18 protein-coding genes are annotated in these 19,205 nt (G+C 63.3%); 12 read left to right on the plus strand and 6 right to left on the minus strand.

The annotated features are described in order from the left end of the window. Positions 1–135: 135 nt before the first annotated feature. On the plus strand, positions 136–2,094 hold the full coding sequence (locus tag JJ896_15405; protein ID MBO6781041.1) for a polysaccharide biosynthesis protein: 1,959 nt from the start codon (positions 136–138) through the stop codon (positions 2,092–2,094). 25 nt (positions 2,095–2,119) lie between these two features. Here JJ896_15405 and neuB read toward each other — a convergent pair whose 3' ends face one another. Beyond that, positions 2,120–3,187, minus strand: coding sequence for an N-acetylneuraminate synthase (gene neuB / locus JJ896_15410; protein ID MBO6781042.1), 1,068 nt, complete (start codon positions 3,185–3,187; stop codon positions 2,120–2,122). 59 nt (positions 3,188–3,246) lie between these two features. Here neuB and neuC point away from each other — a divergent pair, with 59 nt between their 5' ends. Together neuC and JJ896_15420 are read left to right on the plus strand one after the other, a co-directional pair. Further along, positions 3,247–4,416 carry a UDP-N-acetylglucosamine 2-epimerase (hydrolyzing) gene (neuC, locus tag JJ896_15415; GenBank protein ID MBO6781043.1) on the plus strand — a complete coding sequence of 390 codons (1,170 nt, stop codon included), beginning with the start codon at positions 3,247–3,249 and terminating at the stop codon, positions 4,414–4,416. Beyond that, positions 4,413–5,069 carry a hypothetical protein gene (locus JJ896_15420; GenBank protein MBO6781044.1) on the plus strand — a complete coding sequence of 219 codons (657 nt, stop codon included), beginning with the start codon at positions 4,413–4,415 and terminating at the stop codon, positions 5,067–5,069. The genes neuC and JJ896_15420 overlap by 4 nt, the downstream gene beginning before the upstream one ends. Here the strand turns inward: JJ896_15420 and JJ896_15425 are convergent. Both JJ896_15425 and JJ896_15430 read right to left on the minus strand, forming a co-directional pair. Beyond that, entirely contained in the window at positions 5,066–6,565 is a 1,500-nt protein-coding gene (locus tag JJ896_15425; GenBank protein MBO6781045.1) for a sulfatase, read from the minus strand. The genes JJ896_15420 and JJ896_15425 overlap by 4 nt on opposite strands. A gap of 51 nt (positions 6,566–6,616) precedes the next feature. Continuing rightward, complete coding sequence (locus JJ896_15430; GenBank protein ID MBO6781046.1) at positions 6,617–7,042, minus strand: hypothetical protein; 426 nt, start codon at positions 7,040–7,042, stop codon at positions 6,617–6,619. Positions 7,043–7,158: 116 nt separating this feature from the next. Between JJ896_15430 and JJ896_15435 the strand changes: the two genes are divergently transcribed. From JJ896_15435 to JJ896_15450, 4 genes are read left to right on the plus strand one after another with little or no spacing between them, the layout of a single operon-like run. Next, positions 7,159–7,944: a response regulator transcription factor gene (locus JJ896_15435; GenBank protein ID MBO6781047.1), complete on the plus strand. Its 786-nt coding sequence runs from the start codon at positions 7,159–7,161 to the stop codon at positions 7,942–7,944. Positions 7,945–7,963: 19 nt separating this feature from the next. After that, a complete protein-coding gene (locus tag JJ896_15440; GenBank protein ID MBO6781048.1) occupies positions 7,964–8,800 on the plus strand; it encodes a hypothetical protein in 837 nt (278 codons plus the stop codon). Next, positions 8,797–9,963 carry a YcaO-like family protein gene (locus tag JJ896_15445; GenBank protein MBO6781049.1) on the plus strand — a complete coding sequence of 389 codons (1,167 nt, stop codon included), beginning with the start codon at positions 8,797–8,799 and terminating at the stop codon, positions 9,961–9,963. The genes JJ896_15440 and JJ896_15445 overlap by 4 nt, the downstream gene beginning before the upstream one ends. Positions 9,964–9,968: 5 nt before the next feature. After that, positions 9,969–12,998, plus strand: coding sequence for an ATP-binding protein (locus JJ896_15450; GenBank protein ID MBO6781050.1), 3,030 nt, complete (start codon positions 9,969–9,971; stop codon positions 12,996–12,998). 7 nt (positions 12,999–13,005) lie between these two features. Here the strand turns inward: JJ896_15450 and JJ896_15455 are convergent, their stop codons facing one another. Further along, positions 13,006–14,280, minus strand: coding sequence for a DUF4071 domain-containing protein (locus tag JJ896_15455; protein ID MBO6781051.1), 1,275 nt, complete (start codon positions 14,278–14,280; stop codon positions 13,006–13,008). 185 nt (positions 14,281–14,465) lie between these two features. On the opposite strand from JJ896_15455, the gene JJ896_15460 reads away from it, so the two are divergent. The 5 genes from JJ896_15460 (at position 14,466) to JJ896_15480 (ending at position 17,508) form a co-directional block, all read left to right on the plus strand. Continuing rightward, positions 14,466–15,596: a patatin-like phospholipase family protein gene (locus tag JJ896_15460; protein MBO6781052.1), complete on the plus strand. Its 1,131-nt coding sequence runs from the start codon at positions 14,466–14,468 to the stop codon at positions 15,594–15,596. Positions 15,597–15,601: 5 nt separating this feature from the next. Then, the gene (locus JJ896_15465; protein ID MBO6781053.1) at positions 15,602–16,258 is read left to right on the plus strand and encodes a toll/interleukin-1 receptor domain-containing protein; all 657 of its coding nucleotides are present in this window, start codon (positions 15,602–15,604) and stop codon (positions 16,256–16,258) included. Between the two features lie 13 nt (positions 16,259–16,271). Beyond that, complete coding sequence (locus JJ896_15470; GenBank protein ID MBO6781054.1) at positions 16,272–16,538, plus strand: hypothetical protein; 267 nt, start codon at positions 16,272–16,274, stop codon at positions 16,536–16,538. After that, positions 16,525–17,175 (plus strand): hypothetical protein, encoded by a 651-nt coding sequence (locus tag JJ896_15475; GenBank protein MBO6781055.1) that lies wholly within the window; start codon positions 16,525–16,527, stop codon positions 17,173–17,175. The genes JJ896_15470 and JJ896_15475 overlap by 14 nt, the downstream gene beginning before the upstream one ends. A gap of 162 nt (positions 17,176–17,337) precedes the next feature. Next, positions 17,338–17,508 (plus strand): hypothetical protein, encoded by a 171-nt coding sequence (locus tag JJ896_15480; protein MBO6781056.1) that lies wholly within the window; start codon positions 17,338–17,340, stop codon positions 17,506–17,508. Between the two features lie 120 nt (positions 17,509–17,628). Here JJ896_15480 and JJ896_15485 read toward each other — a convergent pair whose 3' ends face one another. Further along, complete coding sequence (locus JJ896_15485; GenBank protein ID MBO6781057.1) at positions 17,629–18,930, minus strand: type II toxin-antitoxin system HipA family toxin; 1,302 nt, start codon at positions 18,928–18,930, stop codon at positions 17,629–17,631. Continuing rightward, positions 18,908–19,186, minus strand: coding sequence for a helix-turn-helix transcriptional regulator (locus JJ896_15490; protein MBO6781058.1), 279 nt, complete (start codon positions 19,184–19,186; stop codon positions 18,908–18,910). The genes JJ896_15485 and JJ896_15490 overlap by 23 nt, the downstream gene beginning before the upstream one ends. Positions 19,187–19,205: the final 19 nt, after the last annotated feature.

The following is a 19,205-nucleotide window of genomic DNA, read 5'->3' on the forward strand; positions in this document are numbered from 1 at the left end:
TCAGCCGCAGCCTGACCCCTGATTCTCCCGTCCATCGCGTATCTTGGAGGACGAGGTCGATTCCTCTATCCTTTGTAGATCATTGAGAAGCACCAGGGGCGCCCCAGGATTATTGTCGGCGGCTTTGGGACCTGGATGGACTTTAGGCGACTTGCTGACTGGTTTCTGGGCGTCCGCAACCGGCATGTGCTGGTAGCGGACATCGAATTTTCCCTCCTCGCGGCTGCGGCTGCCCTGCTGGTCAGAACCGAGTCCTGGAGCTCGCTTGCGCAGTTTTGGGACTCGCTGTTGGTCGTTGCTATTTGCTTCACGACCATCAGGGTGGCGGTCTTCTTCCGCTTTAAGCTGTATCACCGGCTCTGGCGGTATGCGTCTATTGATGAGCTTGCACGGCTGGGACTGGGAGCATTTGTTGCGCTGGTTCTCCAGCTTGTGGTGTTCTTCTTGATCTTGCGGCCTTTGGGCTTCGTCGAAGCCGGATTCCCACGATCGGTACCGTTCATTGAGGCCCTGATCGCCCTGCCGCTGGTTTCCCTTCCTCGCTTGGGTCCCCGCATGGCGCAGCGCATCGACGAGCGAATGAACCGCGGCGGTCGGGCCAAGCGGGTTGTTGTGGCCGGAGCGGGAGAGGCAGGGGTCATGATTGTCCGCGAGATGCAGTCCAACCCTGGCCTGGGGCTAGCTCCAGTCGCATTCGTCGACGACTCTCCCGGCAAGCAGGGTCTTCGCATCCGCGGAATTGAAGTGCTGGGCACTACCTGCGAGCTAGGTGAGGTAGCTAAGCAAAACGGCGCTCAAACCATCGTCGTCGCCATGCCAACGGCAACCGGCAAGGTTATCCGCCACATCTCCAGCACAGCAGCCGAGGCGGGCCTTGAGGTCAATGTCGTACCCGGCATTTTCGAGTTGCTGGATGGCTCAGTCCGGGTCAATCAGCTTCGCCCAATTCAGGTGGAGGACTTGTTGAGGCGCGCGCCGGTTTCCCACCATCCCGACCGCATCCGAGGACTGATCGGCGGGCGCCGTGTCCTGGTGACCGGGGCAGGAGGATCGATCGGCTCCGAGCTTGTGCGCCAAATTGCACGGTTCGAACCATCCGAACTCGTCCTCGTCGGCCACGGCGAAAACTCAATCTTCGGTATCGAGCAGGAGATCCTCACTGGCACTACCACCGAAACTCGGATCAAGCCGGTGATCGCCAACGTGCGTGACTCTGCCAGACTGGACCGGTTGTTCTACCGCCATCGGCCCGAAGTGGTGTTCCATGCTGCGGCGCACAAGCACGTCCCTCTCATGGAGGGCAACCCGGAAGAGGCCGTCACCAACAACATACTGGGCACCAGAAACCTGCTGGATGCGGCCACCAAATATGGCGTGCACGCTTTCGTCATGATCTCCACCGACAAGGCCGTCAATCCCGGCAATGTCATGGGCTCAACGAAGCGCATCGCGGAGATGCTCGTCTACCGGACCGCCGAACGCACCGGCAAGCCATATATGGCCGTCAGGTTCGGAAATGTTTTGGGTAGCCGAGGTAGCGTCCTTCAGACCTTCCGCAATCAGGTCGCGAAAGGGGGGCCACTAACCGTCACCCACCCCGACATGAAGCGTTACTTCATGACGATTCCTGAGGCGGTCGCTCTGGTGCTAGAGGCTTCTACGCTGGGCAGAGGCGGGGAAGTATTCGTCCTCGACATGGGTGAGCCGGTAAAGATCAGCGATCTGGCCAAGGACGTCATCCGCCTCAGCGGTCTCAAGGAGGGCGATGACATCGACATCGTCTACACCGGCTTGCGTCCGGGAGAGAAGATGTTCGAGGAACTCTTCATGGACGGAGAGGACTACGTTCGCACGGAGCACCGGAGTATTTTCGTGTGTGCCTCAGCCAAGGACGCCGCTGAACCGGCGGGCGGGGATGGAGCCGGCGGGGCTGACCAGGCCTTCATGTTCGATGAGCTGGTCGACGGTCTAATAGAGGCCGCCCAAGCGGGGCGAGACACCGACATTCGGGAAAAGCTTGCGCTCCTGGTGCCGACATTTGGAACCGTAGGGATGGATTCGGTCCCCGTGATCGACGCCGGGGCGACGGGCTAGGGCGCCAAAGTTCGCCAAGCTTAGTTCAGGGGACACGTTCCCCAATCGCCTCCCCCGCCGCATACCCCCGCGACGCCCGCCTCCCCACCACATCCCAATACTCCAAACCCGAAATCCCATCCCCCGGACGCCGCGTAGTCAAATCCGCCGCCTCAATCACCGCCCCGGCCTCAATCGCCCGAGCCGCAACCAGACTCTTCCGCGCTACCGCGCGATTCGGCGCCTCACTCGCCTGGCACACCTTCTCCCCTGTGCCGAACGCGGTCTCAATGGCTCGCGCTCCCTCAACCAGAGCCGCCAGTTCATCCGGCTCCAGCGACGCCTTGTGATCCGGCCCCGGCAACTCCCGCGACAGCGTGAAGTGCTTCTCCAGCACCGTCGCCCCCAGCGCCACAGCCGCCAGACCGATCGATATCCCTTCGGAATGATCAGAAAAACCGACGGGAAGGCTGAAATGCCGGCCCAGGGTCTGCATGGCGCGCAGATTGATTTCTTCGGGCGATGTGGGGTATTGCGTGGTGCAGTGCAGCAGAGTGACCCGGCCTTCCAGTCCGTCCAGCCGTTCAAAATCCACGGCACCGCGCGGCACGTCGGCAGATCGGTAGCCGAACGCCAGCACGCCCAGCGCCCTTTCCACCTCGGGCATATCCGCCATTCCCGTGGACAAAATGACTTCGCACCCCGCCTGGGCGGCCGCCAGCAAGAGGGGGCCATCGGTCATGTTGCCTGAGCCGATTTTGAGGGTGGAGGCACCCATGCGCTGCACGAGAAACTCCAGGCTGGGCATGTCGAACGGCGTCGACAAGAAGTCGATGCCGCACTCCGCGCACGCGTCTCGCAGCACGAAATGCGCATCGTGCGGCAACTCCAGCGGTCGAAGCATATCCGCCTGCGAAACCGAACTGCCGGTATTCTTCTTCTGGTACACCGCCATGGGCGCGCGCTCGGACACCAGCTCCCACACACGAAACGTTTGAAACTTGACGGCATTGGCCCCGCACCGAGCCGCCACGCGCACCATTTCCAGCGCCCGGTCGGTCGACCCGTTGTGGTTGACGCCGGCCTCGGCGATGATGTAGGTGCTCGTGCTCATGTCGCTTCCAGAATCCGCCCGAAAACTAATTGACGGAGTCGCTTCCAACCCAGCGCCGCGTGGCCGTGCTGACCGTGGCCCGATCCGACTTCGGGATCTATCGACCGGTCCTGCGCGCCGTCCGCGAACACCCGGATCTGGAACTGCGCATTATCGCCACGGGCACACACCTGTCGGAGCGCCACGGCGCCACGCGCTCCGAAATCCTTGAGGCGGGATTCGAGATCGATGCGGAGATCCCCAGCACCGAAATCTCGGACGCCCCTGAAGACATCACCCGGGCGATGGGCACCATAACCCGGGGCATGGCCCAGGCCCTGGCCCGCCTCAAGCCAGACTGGCTGCTCGTGCTCGGCGACCGCTACGAGATGCACGCCGGCACCGTCGCCGCCCTCCCCTTCCGCATCCCGGTCGCCCATATTCACGGCGGCGAAGTCACCGAGGGCGCCTTCGACGATTCTCTCCGGCACGCCGTCACCAAGCTCAGCCACCTGCACTTTGCCACGACCGAGGACTACGCCCGGCGGATCCGGCAATTGGGTGAGGAGGACTGGCGCGTGCACGCCGTCGGTTCTCCCAACCTGGACAACCTGACCCAGCTGGACCTGCTGTCGCGGGAGGAGCTGTGGGCGCACTACGCCTGGCCTGCGCACCCGACCAACGCCGGACGGGCGGATCGACCCTTTGTGATGGTGACGTTCCATCCGGTAACGCTCCAGTGGGACGAGTCGGAGCGACATCTGAAGGAACTGCTGGCTGCGGCGCGTGCGGTCGATGCGTTCTATGTGTTTTCCGGCGTCAATGCCGACACGGGGGCGAATCCGCTGGCGGCTGCGGTGCATCGGTTTGTCAAGGCGTCGGTCGACTCGGCTGCGTTTGTCGAGAGCTTTGGCGTGACGCGCTATTTCAGCGCGCTCGCGTGCGCAGATGCCATGCTCGGCAACAGCTCGAGCGGGATTCTCGAGAGTCCGCTGTTTGAGCTGCCTGTGGTGAACGTCGGAGATCGCCAAAAAGGACGTATCCGCGGCAATAACGTGATCGATGTGCCACCCGAGCGCGGGCGAATCGAAGCAGCACTCCGAAGGGCACTCACGGCCGGCTTTCGCGCCGGCCTGCGCGGCATGCACAATCCGTACGGAACCGGCGGCGCGTCTGAGGCCATCGCGGAGGCCATCGCCCGTACACCGATTAACCAGCGACTCATCCAGAAGGCCTTCATCGACCGATGAGAATCCTCTTCATAGCCAAGCGCGGCGAATCGTCCGTAGATGCGGCGATTTCGTTTTGCCGTGAGCGTGGGGCCGAGGTGGATGTGTTTTTGCACGACTGGGGCGAGTCGATTCCCGAGGCGTGCCTGCGCTGGACGGGCGATCTGATCGTGTGCTATCTGGCGCGGTGGATCTTGCCGGCGTCGCTGCTGGATGCGGCTTCCCTGGCTGCGATCAACTTCCATCCGGCCTCTCCGGAGTATCCGGGGGTCGGGTGCAACAACATGGCGCTGTACGACGAGGTGGATGAGTTCGGGGTGACCTGCCACCACATGGCGGCGAAGGTGGACAGTGGGCCGATCGTTGCTGTGCGTCGATTTCCCGTGGCGGAAAACGACACCGTGGCGAGCCTGCTCGAACGGACATATGCCGAATTGGCTGTGCTTTTCCGGGGAGTTATGGCACCGGTGTTGGCCGGAGAAGGCCTGCCCGCGTCATCGGAAACCTGGGGTGATCGCCTCTTCACACGGCGGGATCTGCAGGAACTGGAGCGCATCACTCCGGACATGGAGACCGATGAAATCCGGCGACGCGTGCGGGCTACCACCTTCGGCTCGTGGCGGCCCTACGTGGAGTTGGGCGGATTCCGTTTTGAGGTGGTTGACCCGGACTAGCGCACTCCGTATCGGGCACCATGCGCGCGCACGGCGGCCCGCTTGGCGTCAAACCGGGTGCGCAGCGAGTCCAGCGTGGCCTGCGCGGCCGGGTGGCGTGCCAGATTCGTGAATTCCCCCGGGTCGTTGAAATGATCGTATAGCTCCTCGTTCTCGGCACCTGGCGCATCTCCCCATCGGCTATAGCGATAGCGATCCGTGCGCAGCGCCGCGCCCCCGTTTGTGATGATGTAGGCCTCGCCACCCCCGTGACTGCCCGGTGCCTGAAGTGCGTGCGAGAAGTCCCGCCCCTGCACCGTTTCCGAAGCGTCCAGCCCGGCAGCCGCCGCAATAGTCGCATACAGGTCGATAAGTTCTGTGATTCCCTCCGCGCGCCCCTGGCCAACGGCCGGGCCAGCCACAATCAGCGGCACGCGCGTCGCGTCTTCCCACAGCGAGAGTTTCTGCCAGGCGCTGTGCTCTCCCAGGTTGAATCCGTGATCAGAGACAAAGACGATGAGCGTATTGCCGGCCTGACCGGACTGCTCCAGCGCACGGAGAATGCGGCCCACCTGCTCGTCCATGAATGACACGCTGGCATGGTAGGCGGCGACGGCCTTGCGCTGTTCGGGCTCGCTCATTCGGTAGCGCCGGGCGTTGCTCATGCGCTGCGCCTGGGTTGGCACGTCCCTGAGGTCGCCGGCGGGAACGTGCGGCAGCGGCGCGTCCGCGTCGGGATGCATGCGGGCGTGCCGCTCCGGGTAGATCAGCGGCACATGCGGTCGCACCAACCCGACGGCCAGGAAGAAGGGCGCGTCCGGCTTTAGCCGCGTACGGTTCGTGGCACCGTCCGGAATGCGGCCCGTGCGGCTCTGGATGATCGCGATGGCCTGGTTCGCGGCCAGCACATCTGCCTGTGTGGATTCGTCGCCGTCCGGCAGCACCATCCGGGCAAAGTTGCTGCCGTAGTGCGGGCCTCTGGAGAGAGTCTCGAGCGTGCCCGGCGTGAGCGTCTCGGGAGCGGTCAGATTGACTGCAAAGTCCCAGGCGTCGGGGTCGTCCGATCCGCTTTCCCCGCGCTCGATCCCGCCCGGCACGCCCATATGCCAGATTTTGGAGACGCGCGCGGTGTAATAGCCTTCGTCGCGGAATAACTGAGGGAGCGATGGGTGCTCTACCAGCCCCGGCGTGGTCTTGTGGTTGGCGTTCTCGAATCCGTTCGTCGTCACGCCGATGGACTCCGGATACATCCCGGAGAGAATCGAGGCGCGCGAAGGACCACAAACAGGAAATTGCGCATATGCCCGGGTGAATGTCACTCCGCGTGCGGCCAGACTGTCCAGGTTCGGCGTGTGCACGGGGATGTGCGGCGGAGCGTAGGGGCCGATGCGCGTGTTGAGGTCGTCGGCGATGATCAGCAGGACATTCGGCCCCGCGGCGGAATCCGGCGCTGGAGCGGGCGCAGCAAGCACGAACCCTGCTGTAAGTACAAACGCTACGAGTCTAACGCTTCTCATGGGCTGACAGACGACGCGCTGCCCATCGCACGTATTCGGCCATGCCAGCGATCACTTCTCACGGACCTGCACCGGTGCCGCGGGCTTCCGAAAAGCCTGCGCCACAGCGGCTATGAGCATCCCGAAGCAGCTTGCCGCCAACGCGTCCACAGGGGTTGAATCGTCAGATCCGTCCCAGACGGCCAATGCCCAAAAAGCAATGCCACAGTAGACCACAAAGTAGAGCACCGCGACGATGTCGGTGAACGCCCGATCGGCACGCCTCCAGGCAGCCCGTTCCACAGCTACGCCCACCAGTCCTGCCACGGCAGCGCCAACCGCCCCGGTGGCCGCCAGCATGACATCCGGGTCGAGCAGGTCGTCGCTTGTCCAAGTCACACCATCGCTCGCAGCGAGGTAACGCCACATGTGGAAAGCCCAAAAAGCGAGGAGAACCAGCGCGAGGACAGGGGCGCCGAGTCGAGCGAGCCACTTCATCGATCCGAGGGTTTGTTTGACGGATATATAGAAACGAACCTCCCCCGATGCCGCGGTTGAGGCATTCAGAACCAGAAATAGTCGTTTTTGACCTGCCGGTTTAGTGTCTGCCTGCCATGGCTCGGGTACCGGAGGACCCTACACTCTCCGTGTCCCTTCGGAAGCGAATCCAGCGGTCTGCAGATCTCATGCAATCGCGGGATGCAACTCCGCGCGAATACCCCGAGGTTGGGGCCATGATGGAAACCTCCCGGCAAATAGTCATCTGGATGGTCGAAGACGACGCGGACTACCGCGCGACCATGTCCTCCGTCCTGCAGCTGTCCCCGGAGACATCGCTTTCCCGCTCGTTCGGGTCGTGCGAGGAGGCGTTTGCCTTTGTGGCCTCGAAGGAATTCGCGGAGGCCGATGAGCCTGTACCGGATGTCATGCTCCTGGATGTCAACCTCCCCGGCGCTAGCGGCCTCGAGAGCATCACGCAACTGAAGAACGAATTGCCGGGCATGGCCATCGTCATGCTCACCATCCGTAACGAAACGGAGACCATCTTCTCGGCCTTCCGGTTTGGCGCGTCGGGCTACCTGCCCAAGGACTCGCCCATCGACGAAATCCTGGACGCGGTGCGCGAGGCGAGCCGGGGAGGAACACTAATGCCCGCCCTGGTGGCCGGCGAAGTGCTCTCCTTGCTAAGGGAGGCACCGGAAAAGGACTACGGCCTGTCAGACCGCGAAACCGATGTATTGCGGGAGATGACGCTCGGGAAGAGCCAGCAGGCCATCGCCGATGCGCTCTTTGTGAGCCGGCACACCGTGAACACCCACATCCAGCATATCTACGAAAAGCTGCACGTGCACTCAGGGATCGAAGCCGTGGCGAAGGCGCTGCGGGAGCGCATTGTGTAGCCCCCAGACCCCTAAATCCATGGCACAAGACAAATGGAACATCAGCTACCGGCAATTTCGCACGGTAGCCTGTGTGTGCAACGCGAACAATGGTGGACTAGCAGACCGCATCCTGGACCATGAGGATGGCAGCGATATCGCCAAGGCCGCGGTCGCCGATCCGAATAGCCTCATCGAAGTGCTGCGGAAAGTCGCTACAGCCAAAGGCAAGGATCTCCAATGGGCGGCCGACAGCCCGGATCTGAAGTTCTACCACGGCGGAACGGGCGACATTGGGGCGGGCAGGGATGGCGACTTCGTGCTGACCGAGGACGCGATGTACCTCCCTTGGCCGTTGCCTCTTTCGAACTTGCCGGACGAGGCGGTCGATACAGATCAGCCAGAGAGCATCCCCTGGGAAGAACTCCAGCGCAAGCGGGCCGCCCTACTCGAGAAAGGCCTCGACTTCACTGACGCACCGCTGCCCGATCTGCAAACCACTCCGCACATCATTTTCGTGCGGGACCTCGACGGAATCATCGACGCCACCGCAAGAATTGCACGAGCTCATGCGAATGGAACGGCACCAGGTAGCATCGTAGGAGACGACAAGAAGTTTTTCGAGGATCCAACCTTCCTGATCCATGGAAACCTTGAGAAAGGGTACATAAGGTCTTCAGCCGTCTACCTATCGCCAACTGATTCTGGGAATTGGAAGGTCTCGCTCCCAGTCGAATGGAAGAGTGGCATCAGTGACGGAAAGATCGATTGGCCGGAAAAACCCGATCCGGATTTTCCGCTGGTGCCTCTCGACGACCTGGACGAGAAGGACTTCACCGCCACCTGCCACGCCTTCTGGAACGAGCCGCCCGAATGAGCCTGCAGTCGGCCCTCCGCACGTTCGGCGGAGGGCCGCGGATTTCCGCATCCGAACGCATCGGCTCCCGAATCCACATTCTGGACCTTGAATGCGTTCACGGCGGAAAGCGCCACCGCGCCCAGGGCAAGGGACTCACACATGCCGCGGCCCTCGCAAGCGCCCAGGGCGAGCTCCTGGAACGCCTCTGTGCCAGGGCGCCGGAGCGGCCGCTCGAATGCGCCCCGATCGAGGCCGCCGGTCCGGGCGCAATTGATCCCCGATCGACGCTTCTCTTCAGCGAGCGCCAGTACCGTGATCGCCGCCCCCCGCGAGAAGCGCTCGCCATCGGGGACGTGCTTGTTCCGGATCCGATCACCGCGCAGACCAAGTTCGCCTGGACGGGCGCATCGCACTACCAAATCGGGCAAATTCGCCGCGTGGCGGCGGCAGCGACCTACTTCGGCTTCCTGGCCGAGGGCGCCGCGCACTGCATCGCCGACTCGAATGGGATGGCGGTCGCCGAGACCCGATCGGACGCGGTGCGGCACGGGCTACTCGAACTCGTCGAGCGCGACGCCGTCGCCATATGGTGGTACAATCGCCTGCTGAGGCCGCCGGTACCCGCGGCCTGGACGGATTCCGCTGACTGCCGGGCGCTGCTCGAGGACCTGTCGGATTTCGGGCCTGAATTGCTGGACCTCACGCACGATCTGGCCATCCCTGTCGTCGCCGCCACCGGATTCACGCCACACGGTTTTCTGGCGATGGGCTTCGGCGCGCACCCGGACCCCGCCTCCGCCGCACGCTCGGCCTTGCTGGAATTCGCCCAGTGCGTCGTCAACCGCGGAAAATCGCCACCTGGCCAATCGCCGGTGAGAGCTTCTGCATGGAGCCGGCGGGACGATCAGCCCTTCCTGCATGCGCAGCCCGAGGCGGCCCGGGCTGACCGTGGACCCGTTTCGGACCCCGCCGAGCATTTGGCACGACTCGGCCTGGACGTTATCGTGGTGGACTTCGAAAGCCCCCTCGAAATATCGTGCGTGAAGGTCGTCGTCCCCGGTCTACGCCCCTGGTTCAGGAGACTCGCGCCGGGACGGCTGTACGATGTGCCCGTCTCGCTCGGCTGGCTGTCCCGCCGGCTGCCCGAAGAAGCGCTCAATCCGGCCGCATTCGACTTGTAGCTCTCTTGGCCCTCTTGGAGCTGGTCGCCTCGGTGGAGGTCGCGGCGCAGGCGCCATCGCCCGAACCTGACCCGCCGCGATTTCGATCGCTCACCCTGGATGACGGCTTGCCGAACTACACGGTCATGAGCCTGCTGCAGGACGGCCCGGGCTACATGTGGATCGGCACGCAGATCGGTCTTTCACGGTTTGACGGGCGTCATCATCGCATTTACCGGGCGTCTTCGGCGCAGGCGGATTCGCTGGGAGACGGGTTTATCACATCGTTGGCACGAACGACCGACGATTCCGCGGCCGTCTGGGTCGGTACGAAGCTGGCCGGTGTGCATCGATTTCGCCCTGCTGACGACGCGTTTGAGCGCATTCCGGGGCCCGATGAGGCAGCCGCCCGTCACGTGTTGAGTCTTCTGGATGTCGACGGCATTTTGCTGGTAGGCACAGACGGGGCGGGCCTCCTGACCCTGTTCCCGGGGGCCGATTCCCTGCGCGGCCCGCCCTCCCCGCTGGGTCGGAGCGTTTCCGGTTTTTCGGTCGTTCCGCAGGCGCCAAATCTGGTCCTCGTACTGTCTGAGCTCGGCCTCGCAGCACTCCGCCTGCCCGACATGGTCCCGGTGCCGGTACAAGTCTCGGGGGCAGATCTGTCGCGGCCCGTTTCCATGGCCTGGCTGTCTCCGGAGCGCGCCGTTATCGCCACAGACTCCGGCCTGAAAGAAGCGGAAATCCGCATCTCAGGCACCGAATTGACCCTGCATATTCAACCGGTCGCGGGCATTTCGAGCCAGGATGTGCGCAGTGTGCTGGTTCGAGACTCTGAAGTGTGGGTGGGCATGGGCGACGCCGGGGTGGATGTACTGGACGCGGAGCTGACGGTCACGCATCGCCTGTCGGCCACCGGTCCGGAGAGCATCGCCGATGATGCGATTCAGACGCTTGCGCTCGACCGCGAGGGCTTGGTCTGGATTGGAACCTGGGCCAACGGATTGTCCATCGAACGACCCGCCCGTCGATTCGCCCAAGTCCACCACGCCGCCGATAACCCGGAGGGACCACCTCCGAGCAACGTATTCGGCATTCTGGAGGACAGGAATCGGCCGGGCACGATGTGGGTCGGATTCATGTATGGCGGTCTGGCGCACTGGGACCCGAAGCGCGGTGTGTTTGAGAAACGGTATGCAGACCCGGACCACCCGCTCAATTCGGTGTCTGCCCTCGGCTATGACCACGACGGCGGGCTATGGGCCCTCGGGCGCAGGAACTCTGTCTTCAGGCTGCGTGCTGACGGCAGCATCCTGGACCGCGTGGCGCTCGATTTGCCCCCCGACAGCGCCGACGGCTGGGTCACGTTCCTGCACCCGCGACGAGCTGGCGGAGACCTCCTCATCGGCACGCGCGGGCATGGGCTCGTAGTGTTTGATCCCGTGCGCGGCGTTGTTCGGCATCGCTACGGCCGGCGGGGAGCGCTCAGTGCCCATCGCTTGGATTCGGACGACATCTGGCAGCTTGTCGAGGAGGAGGACGGCACGTTGTGGGTGGCCACGGGGCTGGGCCTGGCGCGGATCGGGCCGGATGGCGCGGTCTCTGCATTCCATGCACACGACCCCGATGATCCGGAGTCCTTGAGTGGGCCCCTGGTCAGTTCCGTGGTGAGGGACGCGCACGGCATGCTCTGGTTGGGCACGCCGGACGCCGGTCTGAATCGATTTGACCCGACCTCCGGCAGGGTGGTGCGGCTGTCGCAAGAGCACGGATTACCCAACTCGGACGTCGGCGGAATCGTGCCTGACGAGTCCGGTCGACTCTGGCTGTCCTCCAGTCGTGGACTCGCCGTCCTGGACCCCTCGACGCTGGAAATCGCACGATTTGGCCCGCTGGATGGCGTGTTGGAGCAGACGTTTCAGTATCGCGCGCGCACGCGCCTCGCCTCCGGGCACATCGCTCTCGGCGGGCCAAACGGAACACTGACCGTGTTCGATCCAGCCGGCATTGTGGTCGATTCGACCCCGGCCATGGCGCGTGTGACCGACATTCTGGTTGGAGGCCGCAGGGTGCCGCCAGGCGCGTGGAGTACGATCTCCCTCGGCCACCAGGAGGGCGATGTGCTTTTTCGCTTTTCGGACCTGTCCTTCGCCACGCCCGAGAAGGTGCGGTACCGGGTCAGACTGTCGGGCGGCGAATCCGGCTGGACACCGGCGGACGATGCGGAAGTCGGATTTGCCCGGCTGGGTCCCGCTTCCTACCGGTTTGAGGTAGTGGCCACCAATCGGGATGGCCTGTGGGGCGCTCCCGGGCCTGCCGTCGAACTGACCGTGCGCCCCCCGTTCTGGCAAACATGGTGGTTCAGTGGGTTGATGCTGGCGCTGATCGCAGGAATGACGGCGGCCGCGTTCCAGTACCGCATCCGCCAGATCAGGCGCCTGGAGGCGGAGCGCAACCGCATCGCCAACGACCTGCATGACGATCTCGGCAGCAAGCTGGGTTCACTTGCTTTGCGGCTGGAGCTGCTGGCGCGGCGGGTCCCCGAGCAGCAAGAATCACTGACCAGCCTGGCGAGTTTTTCTAGGGGCGCGATTCAGAACCTGCGCGATACCATCTGGCTGGTTGCCACCGGACACGGCGCGGTGCGGGACCTGCGCGAGCGCCTGGAGCATGCCGCAGGGGAGATCCTGGTCGATATCCCATTCGCGTTTGAGGTGTCGGGCGGTCCGATGACCCAGGAGATGGATCCGTTGCGGCGGCGCGCCCTGTTGCTGGCGGTTCGGGAGGCGCTTCACAACGTCGCCAAACACTCAGGGGCGGATCGCGTGGATGTGGGCATGGAGGTGTGGCCCCGGCGCGTTCAGGTTACGGTCCGGGACAATGGGCGCGGGATTGCGGCGGCGGCGGAGCGGGCTGGCCGAGGGATTGCGCCTGCGGTCAGGCGGACCGGGCGGGGGATGCACACCATGGTTGACCGCGTGGAGGCGGCCGGCGGTGAGACGGAGGTGTCTACTGAGGCGGGCGTGGGCACGGTGGTGCGGATTTCGATGCCCATTTAGAGGGGCCTCACATCATCATCGGCGACTCCGTCCCTCCCCTCCCAAGCAACACGTCCAGCTTTTCCAACTGCCCCCTCGCAGAGTCCATCATCCAGTCCTGGTGTGGAAGGGCCTCGAGTTTCTGGCGGATGAGACCCTCGCTCGGGTCCTGCAGTCCGTGTAGACTCTCCAGCAGCGAAGCACCGCGCCAAAAGAGCTCGGGACTTCCGTCCGCTGGATCGGCGTCCAGAACATCCTTTGTAAGGTCCCGCACCCTCGACCAGGCCTCCACAGCCCGAAACTGATCGACTTCGGCTTCTCTCGGGTCAGGCGAGAATTCCTTTGCCCTCAGGCGGAGGAGATAGGCGTAGTTGACACCGTTGTAGTGGTCGTCGCGAAGCACGAAGCCGCGTCGGTAGGAGGTGATAGCGTGCTCAAGATCCTGCATACGCTCGTCATGGGACCGGTCCGGGTGTTCTGCGAGACGCTTGTGAATGGCGCCCCAGATCCCCAGGGTCTCCGGATCGGTGCTCCCTGCAGGGTCCAGCCGGTCGCTGAGTACCGTCCTGGCCTCCAACAGATCGGCGACAGGAGCCGGCTGCCCGTCGCGTTCGTTCCGCTTGTAGAGCGCCAGCGCCAACTGTTGCGAAATCCACGGGTCGTTGTCCGGCTGTTCACGCAGCAGCTCGACCACGCTGGTCCAGTCCCCCTGGGCCTTGAGCTCATCGGTCCGCGCCATGATTCCGGCCAGTGATTCCCGGGCGGGAATTGTGTCATGAGGCCCACCGGGAGGAGGGCCGCCTTGCCACGACGGCGGAATGAGCTCCTCTCCAAGCAGCGTGTAAATCAAACTGTCCGGCTCGTTCGCCCGGCGTGCTTCGCGGCAAACATCCGCCAACAGGGGCCGGAATCGGTCCACCTCGTCGGCGTCCAGTGCCTTCCCGTGATGGGAGTAGGTGAAGAACCGCTCCTGGCTCAGGTTGAAGGGGATCTTGGTGTCGTCAGCCGCAATAACGATCGTCGCCTTCGGCCGGAATGCCATGCGAACACCCAGTTCGTACATGGCATTCGCGTTAAGCGTGGTCAGGTCTGCGATAACGAGGTCGGCATGGAAGAGCCAGTAGTACATCTGTCGCTCGATTCGACCGGGGCGAATGACCTCATCGGACCGCACCACGGAAAAGCCCGCCGCCTCGGCCGCCGGCTTGATGAGCTGGCGGTACGACTTGTCCAGATCATACTCCTTTCCGGTATCCGGATCGGACTTGGTCCGGTAGCCCATAACCACGAAGCAGGTCGCCATCGTTCTCCCCTCTTCCTATCCGGAAAACCGTACGAACCGTGATCTCGATGCGCAAGCCGGCGCGCGCCGAATAGTGTCTCCCTGCCTGTTCGATAGTGTAAAACTGCCATGCACATTAGTGTCTGCACGCCATTGCGCCATGACGGCACGGGCAAATAGTCTCTCCAGGACTACAAGAGACGGCGATGGCGCTTCTGGACAGACTGGACTCCGAGGCCCCCAAACGAATTCTGTCCCTGGACGGCGGAGGCATACGGGGCATTCTGACTCTGGGCTTCCTGGAGCGTGTGGAACAGATTCTGAAGGAGCGAGCCGACCGGAATGACTTTGTACTGGCCGACTACTTCGACTTGATCGGCGGCACCTCGACCGGGTCCATTCTTGCCGCCGGACTGTCCACCGGGATGCACGTAAAGGACCTCATCGCCCTGTATGAGGACCTCGGCAGCAAGGTCTTCCGGGGCTCTGCACTCAGAGGCGGACTCCTGTTCGAGAAGTTTCCTTCCGGCCCCTTGCGCCGGGAGCTCACCAGGCAGTTCGGCACCATGCAACTGAGCGATCCCGAGATTCGCACGGGCTTGCTCGTGATGACCAAACGGTTGGACTCCGGCAGCGCCTGGCCGATCCACAATCATCCGCGGGGACGCTTCTACAGTGGAGCTCCCGTAGCGGGCACGGTACCGTTTCCCAACAAGGACTTTTCCCTGGCTCAAGTGGTTCGGGCCTCAACTGCGGCTCCTTCTTTCTTCGAGCCGGAAGACATCATTGTCGGCGATCACCAGGGCCGGGCCTTTTCGGGCAGCTTCGTCGATGGCGGCGTGAGCCCACACAACAATCCTGCGCTTCAGCTGCTCATGTTGGCAACCATGAGCGGACATGGATTCGGATGGACGATGGGACCTGAGGACCTGTTTATGCTCTCCCTCGGCACGGGCTCGAAGGTGCCTGGTGCTTCCGCCAAAGGCGTTTCGGCGTCGGTGGCCATCAAAGCGCTCAAATCCCTCATGGATGACTGCGCGGAACTGGTGGAAACCATCATGCAGTGGGTGTCCGAGTCGCCCACCGCCCGCCCCATTGACCTGGCCGTCGGGGACCTGGCCGGCGAATTGCTCGGAGGGCGTGAGCTGCTGACGTACGTGCGCTACAACGTCTTCTTTGACGTCGAGTGGATGCAGACACAGCTGGGCGTGATGAACGTGACCGCCACCCAGCTCTCGGAGCTGAGCAAGATGGACGAGCCCGACCACGTACACCAGTTGCTCCATCTCGGCCGGATTGCCGCGCACAAGCTGGTAGATCCAGCCCACCTGCCCTGAATCCGATGTACCGCGAGATCTTCGTCAGCTACAGCAGGAAGAACAAGGGCCTCATGAACGATGTGGTCCGGCATCTGTCCGGAGGCACGCACGGCATGGTCTGGTCCGACGAGGATATCGCCGTGGGGCAGGAATGGGACGTTGAAATCGGTGAGGCACTGGCCGACTGCCGCATGGCGGTCCTGCTCGTATCCGGGTACTGGCTGTCTTCCGAATACATCCTGAAGAGGGAGGTGCCCTTGATCCGGGAGTTGCGGGGAGATGGCGGACTGGTTTACCCCGTGCGCGGCGGGTCTGCCGACTGGGCGCGACTTCCCTGGCTTGCGGCCCTGCAATGGTTTCCGCGCGAAGGCCCGGTGCTGTTGGAGCTCAAAGGTCATGCTCGGGATCGCGTGCTCGCGGAGATGGCGGCCGATGTGAGGGTGCAGCTGGCCAACACGCCCGCCAGGGCGACCCGTCGCTGGAGAGAAAGCGCGATCCGGCCAGTGCCGATGTGGTCCTGCCTCCTGCTGGTACTTCTTGTACTGCTCAAGAACGTGCTGGCCGGCGCAGATCCGACTACCAGCGAGGTCGTGCTGTGTCTTTCGCTGGCGACTGCCGGCTCGCTGTACTACGTCTTTGATCGATTCACCACCATTTTCAATGCCGCGCGACTCCGATAATTTTCTGACCCGCATGCCGCGGTCGGCTCGTCAGAGCTTCTTTGTTTTCGTGGCCTGGGTGGGCCTGATGGGAGTGACTCTGATCGTCGTGGTTCTGTGGGCCTCGTCCACGCTTCAGACGGCCGCGAGCGTAAACGACGAGCATACCACGGAACGCATCAACGTCCTGACGGCAAAGGTGGACTCGATGAGCACCCGTCTGACGGCGCTTGAGAGAGCCAGGCCGCGCGGCGGCACCCCCCGAAACCCAACCGTGCGCCGTCCGAATGGCTCACGCTAAATATGATCTGCGCGTCTTCGTCAACTGCCCGTTCGATGACGCTTACACCGAGATGTTCGAGGCGCTGATCTTCACGGTTACCGCCTGCGGACTGGTCGTGGTCAGTTCGAAGGCCGTGCTCAACGGTGCCGAAGACCGCATGTCCAAACTGAAGGACCTGATCGGCTCGTGTCGCTACGGCATTCACGACATTTCCCGCACAGACCTGGACCTCGACACGGGCCTTCCGCGGTTCAACATGCCGCTGGAGTTGGGCATGTTTCTCGGTGCCCGGTCCTTTGGGGGTAAGCGCCAGAAGCAGAAGTCCTGCGCCATCCTGGACGTTTCCGAGTATCGATACCGCGACTTCATCTCGGACCTGGCCGGGTACGAGGTGATGGCGCACGGCAACAGGGTCGACCAGTTGATCCGACAGGTCCGGAACTGGATTCGTGCACTTCCGGATCCAGACCGTACCAGGGTTCGGGGCTGGGAAGTGATCTCGAAGCTGTACACCCAGTTTCGTGAGGACCTGCCGGTCATCTGTAGAAATCTCGGTCTCGAACCGGACACCCTGGGGTTTCACGACTTCGTCGCCATCCTGGTCGACTGGCTTCGGGACCCGCCCGACCCTCCTCCTGCCGAAAACGATCGGTGAATCACACAAAGAACACACCCAACGGTCTAACTTTTCAGGACTTACACGTATTGAGAAGTAATAGACTTGAGCCGATACCAGTTACATGTATCTTGCCTCCTGCCTCTGTTCAAGTGGGAGCAATCCACGTATCGAGGCTCTGCAGTCCCCTAGACAGGCACTATGGCTAAGTATCGAACCATCAAAGACCCCGCAGCCCGCGGCACGCTGTCACGAGAGCGTGTTCTGGCCGCAATTGATGCCCTCCGCAGTGAGCGCCAGAAAGCCAAGCGGCAATTCGAGAAGGCGCGCAAGGAGGCAGAGCGGGAGGTAGAACTGACCTCAGCGAGGTAGAAGGTCCGGATCCAGCATGGGAGCATGGTGTCGACACCATCCGCTACCCGGACACGGCCTCGTCACCCGAACACCTCTTCCCGCCGCTCCTGGAGTGCGGTCGAAATCGCCGCGGTCAGGTCACCCGAACACCTCTTCCCGCCGCTCCTTCAGCGCCGCCGAAATCGCCGCCGTCGCATCGCCCGGAACTGCGCACTCTGCCGCCGCTGACTCCCACCGCGAAAGCGCATCCGCTACCCGCTCTACGATCTGCCTGGGTCGTTTTACCGCAAAGGTCTGTGCCACTTCCAGCAGGTCCGCGAGCACGATACCGCTCGTTTTGCCGTTCACGCGCATCTGGTGCCACCGCGTCCACCCCTGCCCGCGCGCAAACGTCAAATCGTACGCTGGGCTTAGTCGCCAGACGCCGTTCTGCCCCAGGTGGAACGACAGATTCTTTACGTGATCGTCCTGATTGACCGCGAGTACGTTGAACGCCATGCGACGAAATGCCTCCTGCAGCGCGCCGCCGGACATGCCGAGCGCCAGGGCTGATCGCAGGTACTCTTCATAGCTGCTCGCAGCAGGATCGTTGTAGTCCACGTGCAGCAATCCGCCCAGGGTGTGCTGGTGCAGCGAAGTGCCGTCCTCCCCAAGGTCGAACCGCGGAATCAGCAGATGTGCGTGGCCATCATCGCTCTCCAGGATGCGCACGTCCACGACACCTAGTCCGGCATTCCGGGCGATGCGCGCATAGGCCGCCTCCACCCGGTTGAACGGCTGCGGTTTTCCCATCTGCCCGGGGCTTGCGTTGGGATCGACCCCATCGAACTTCAGGATGGCCGGCTGATCCCCGGGCCGCGGATCAGCGAAGGCCGACCGGATCACGCCGTTGTTGTGCAGCACTACCGCTTTGGGGCGCATCCCTCCGGCGGAACTGCCGATTCGGTAGATCTCGGGAACGGCGATATCCGCTTTACCCTCGACAATGCGTCTTGCGTCGCGGACCAACGCTGCGATTTCCAGAGCCTGCTCGTCTTGCGGCCGCGTCTCGAGATCCGCCGCGGGCCGGAATTCCAGCGCGCCGATGGCCCGGGGTCCCACGTAGAGCAGGTGCTGCACGGGACTCAGCGCCTTTTGCATTTCGCCCCGCGACGTGAAGTACGTGCGGATGACTGTTTTGCCGAAGCTGTCGGGCAGGGCGTCTGCCAGCACACCCGGAAGGCCGTTGAACCCCGGCCGGCGCGCCAGTTCGGGAAACGCGAATACGCCTGGTCTGGCCGGCACGTTGAGAGGCGAAATCTCGATACCCCGGGCGATGTGGTCCTGGCTGTACTCAAAGAAGATGCGCCCGTCCTCCATTTCGGCGACGGCTCCGACAAACTGGCCCCAGAGCCAAACCTCCGCGACTGCGCTCGGGTCAGCCACGGCCGACCAGCTCAAGGGGGCTGACTTCCGGCTCGGGGATGAAGTCGGCGACCGCGCCGATGCGCCCGTACACCCGCAGCAATCGCAGAAGCGTCAGCAGTGTAGGATTCCGGCCCTTTTCGGCGCCCACCACCGTGGATTTGTTGAGCGATGCGCGGTCGGCGGCCTCCTCCAGCGTGAGGCCCTGGTCCTTGCGCAACCCGCGGAGCCGCTTCCCGAGGAGAGTGAGCAGCTCGGCGTCTGATGTGAAGTATGTGGTTTTATCCGTCATTACGGACCTTATTGATGCC

The organism is Rhodothermales bacterium, from assembly GCA_017643395.1.
Taxonomy (GTDB): domain Bacteria; phylum Bacteroidota; class Rhodothermia; order Rhodothermales; family UBA10348; genus JABDJZ01.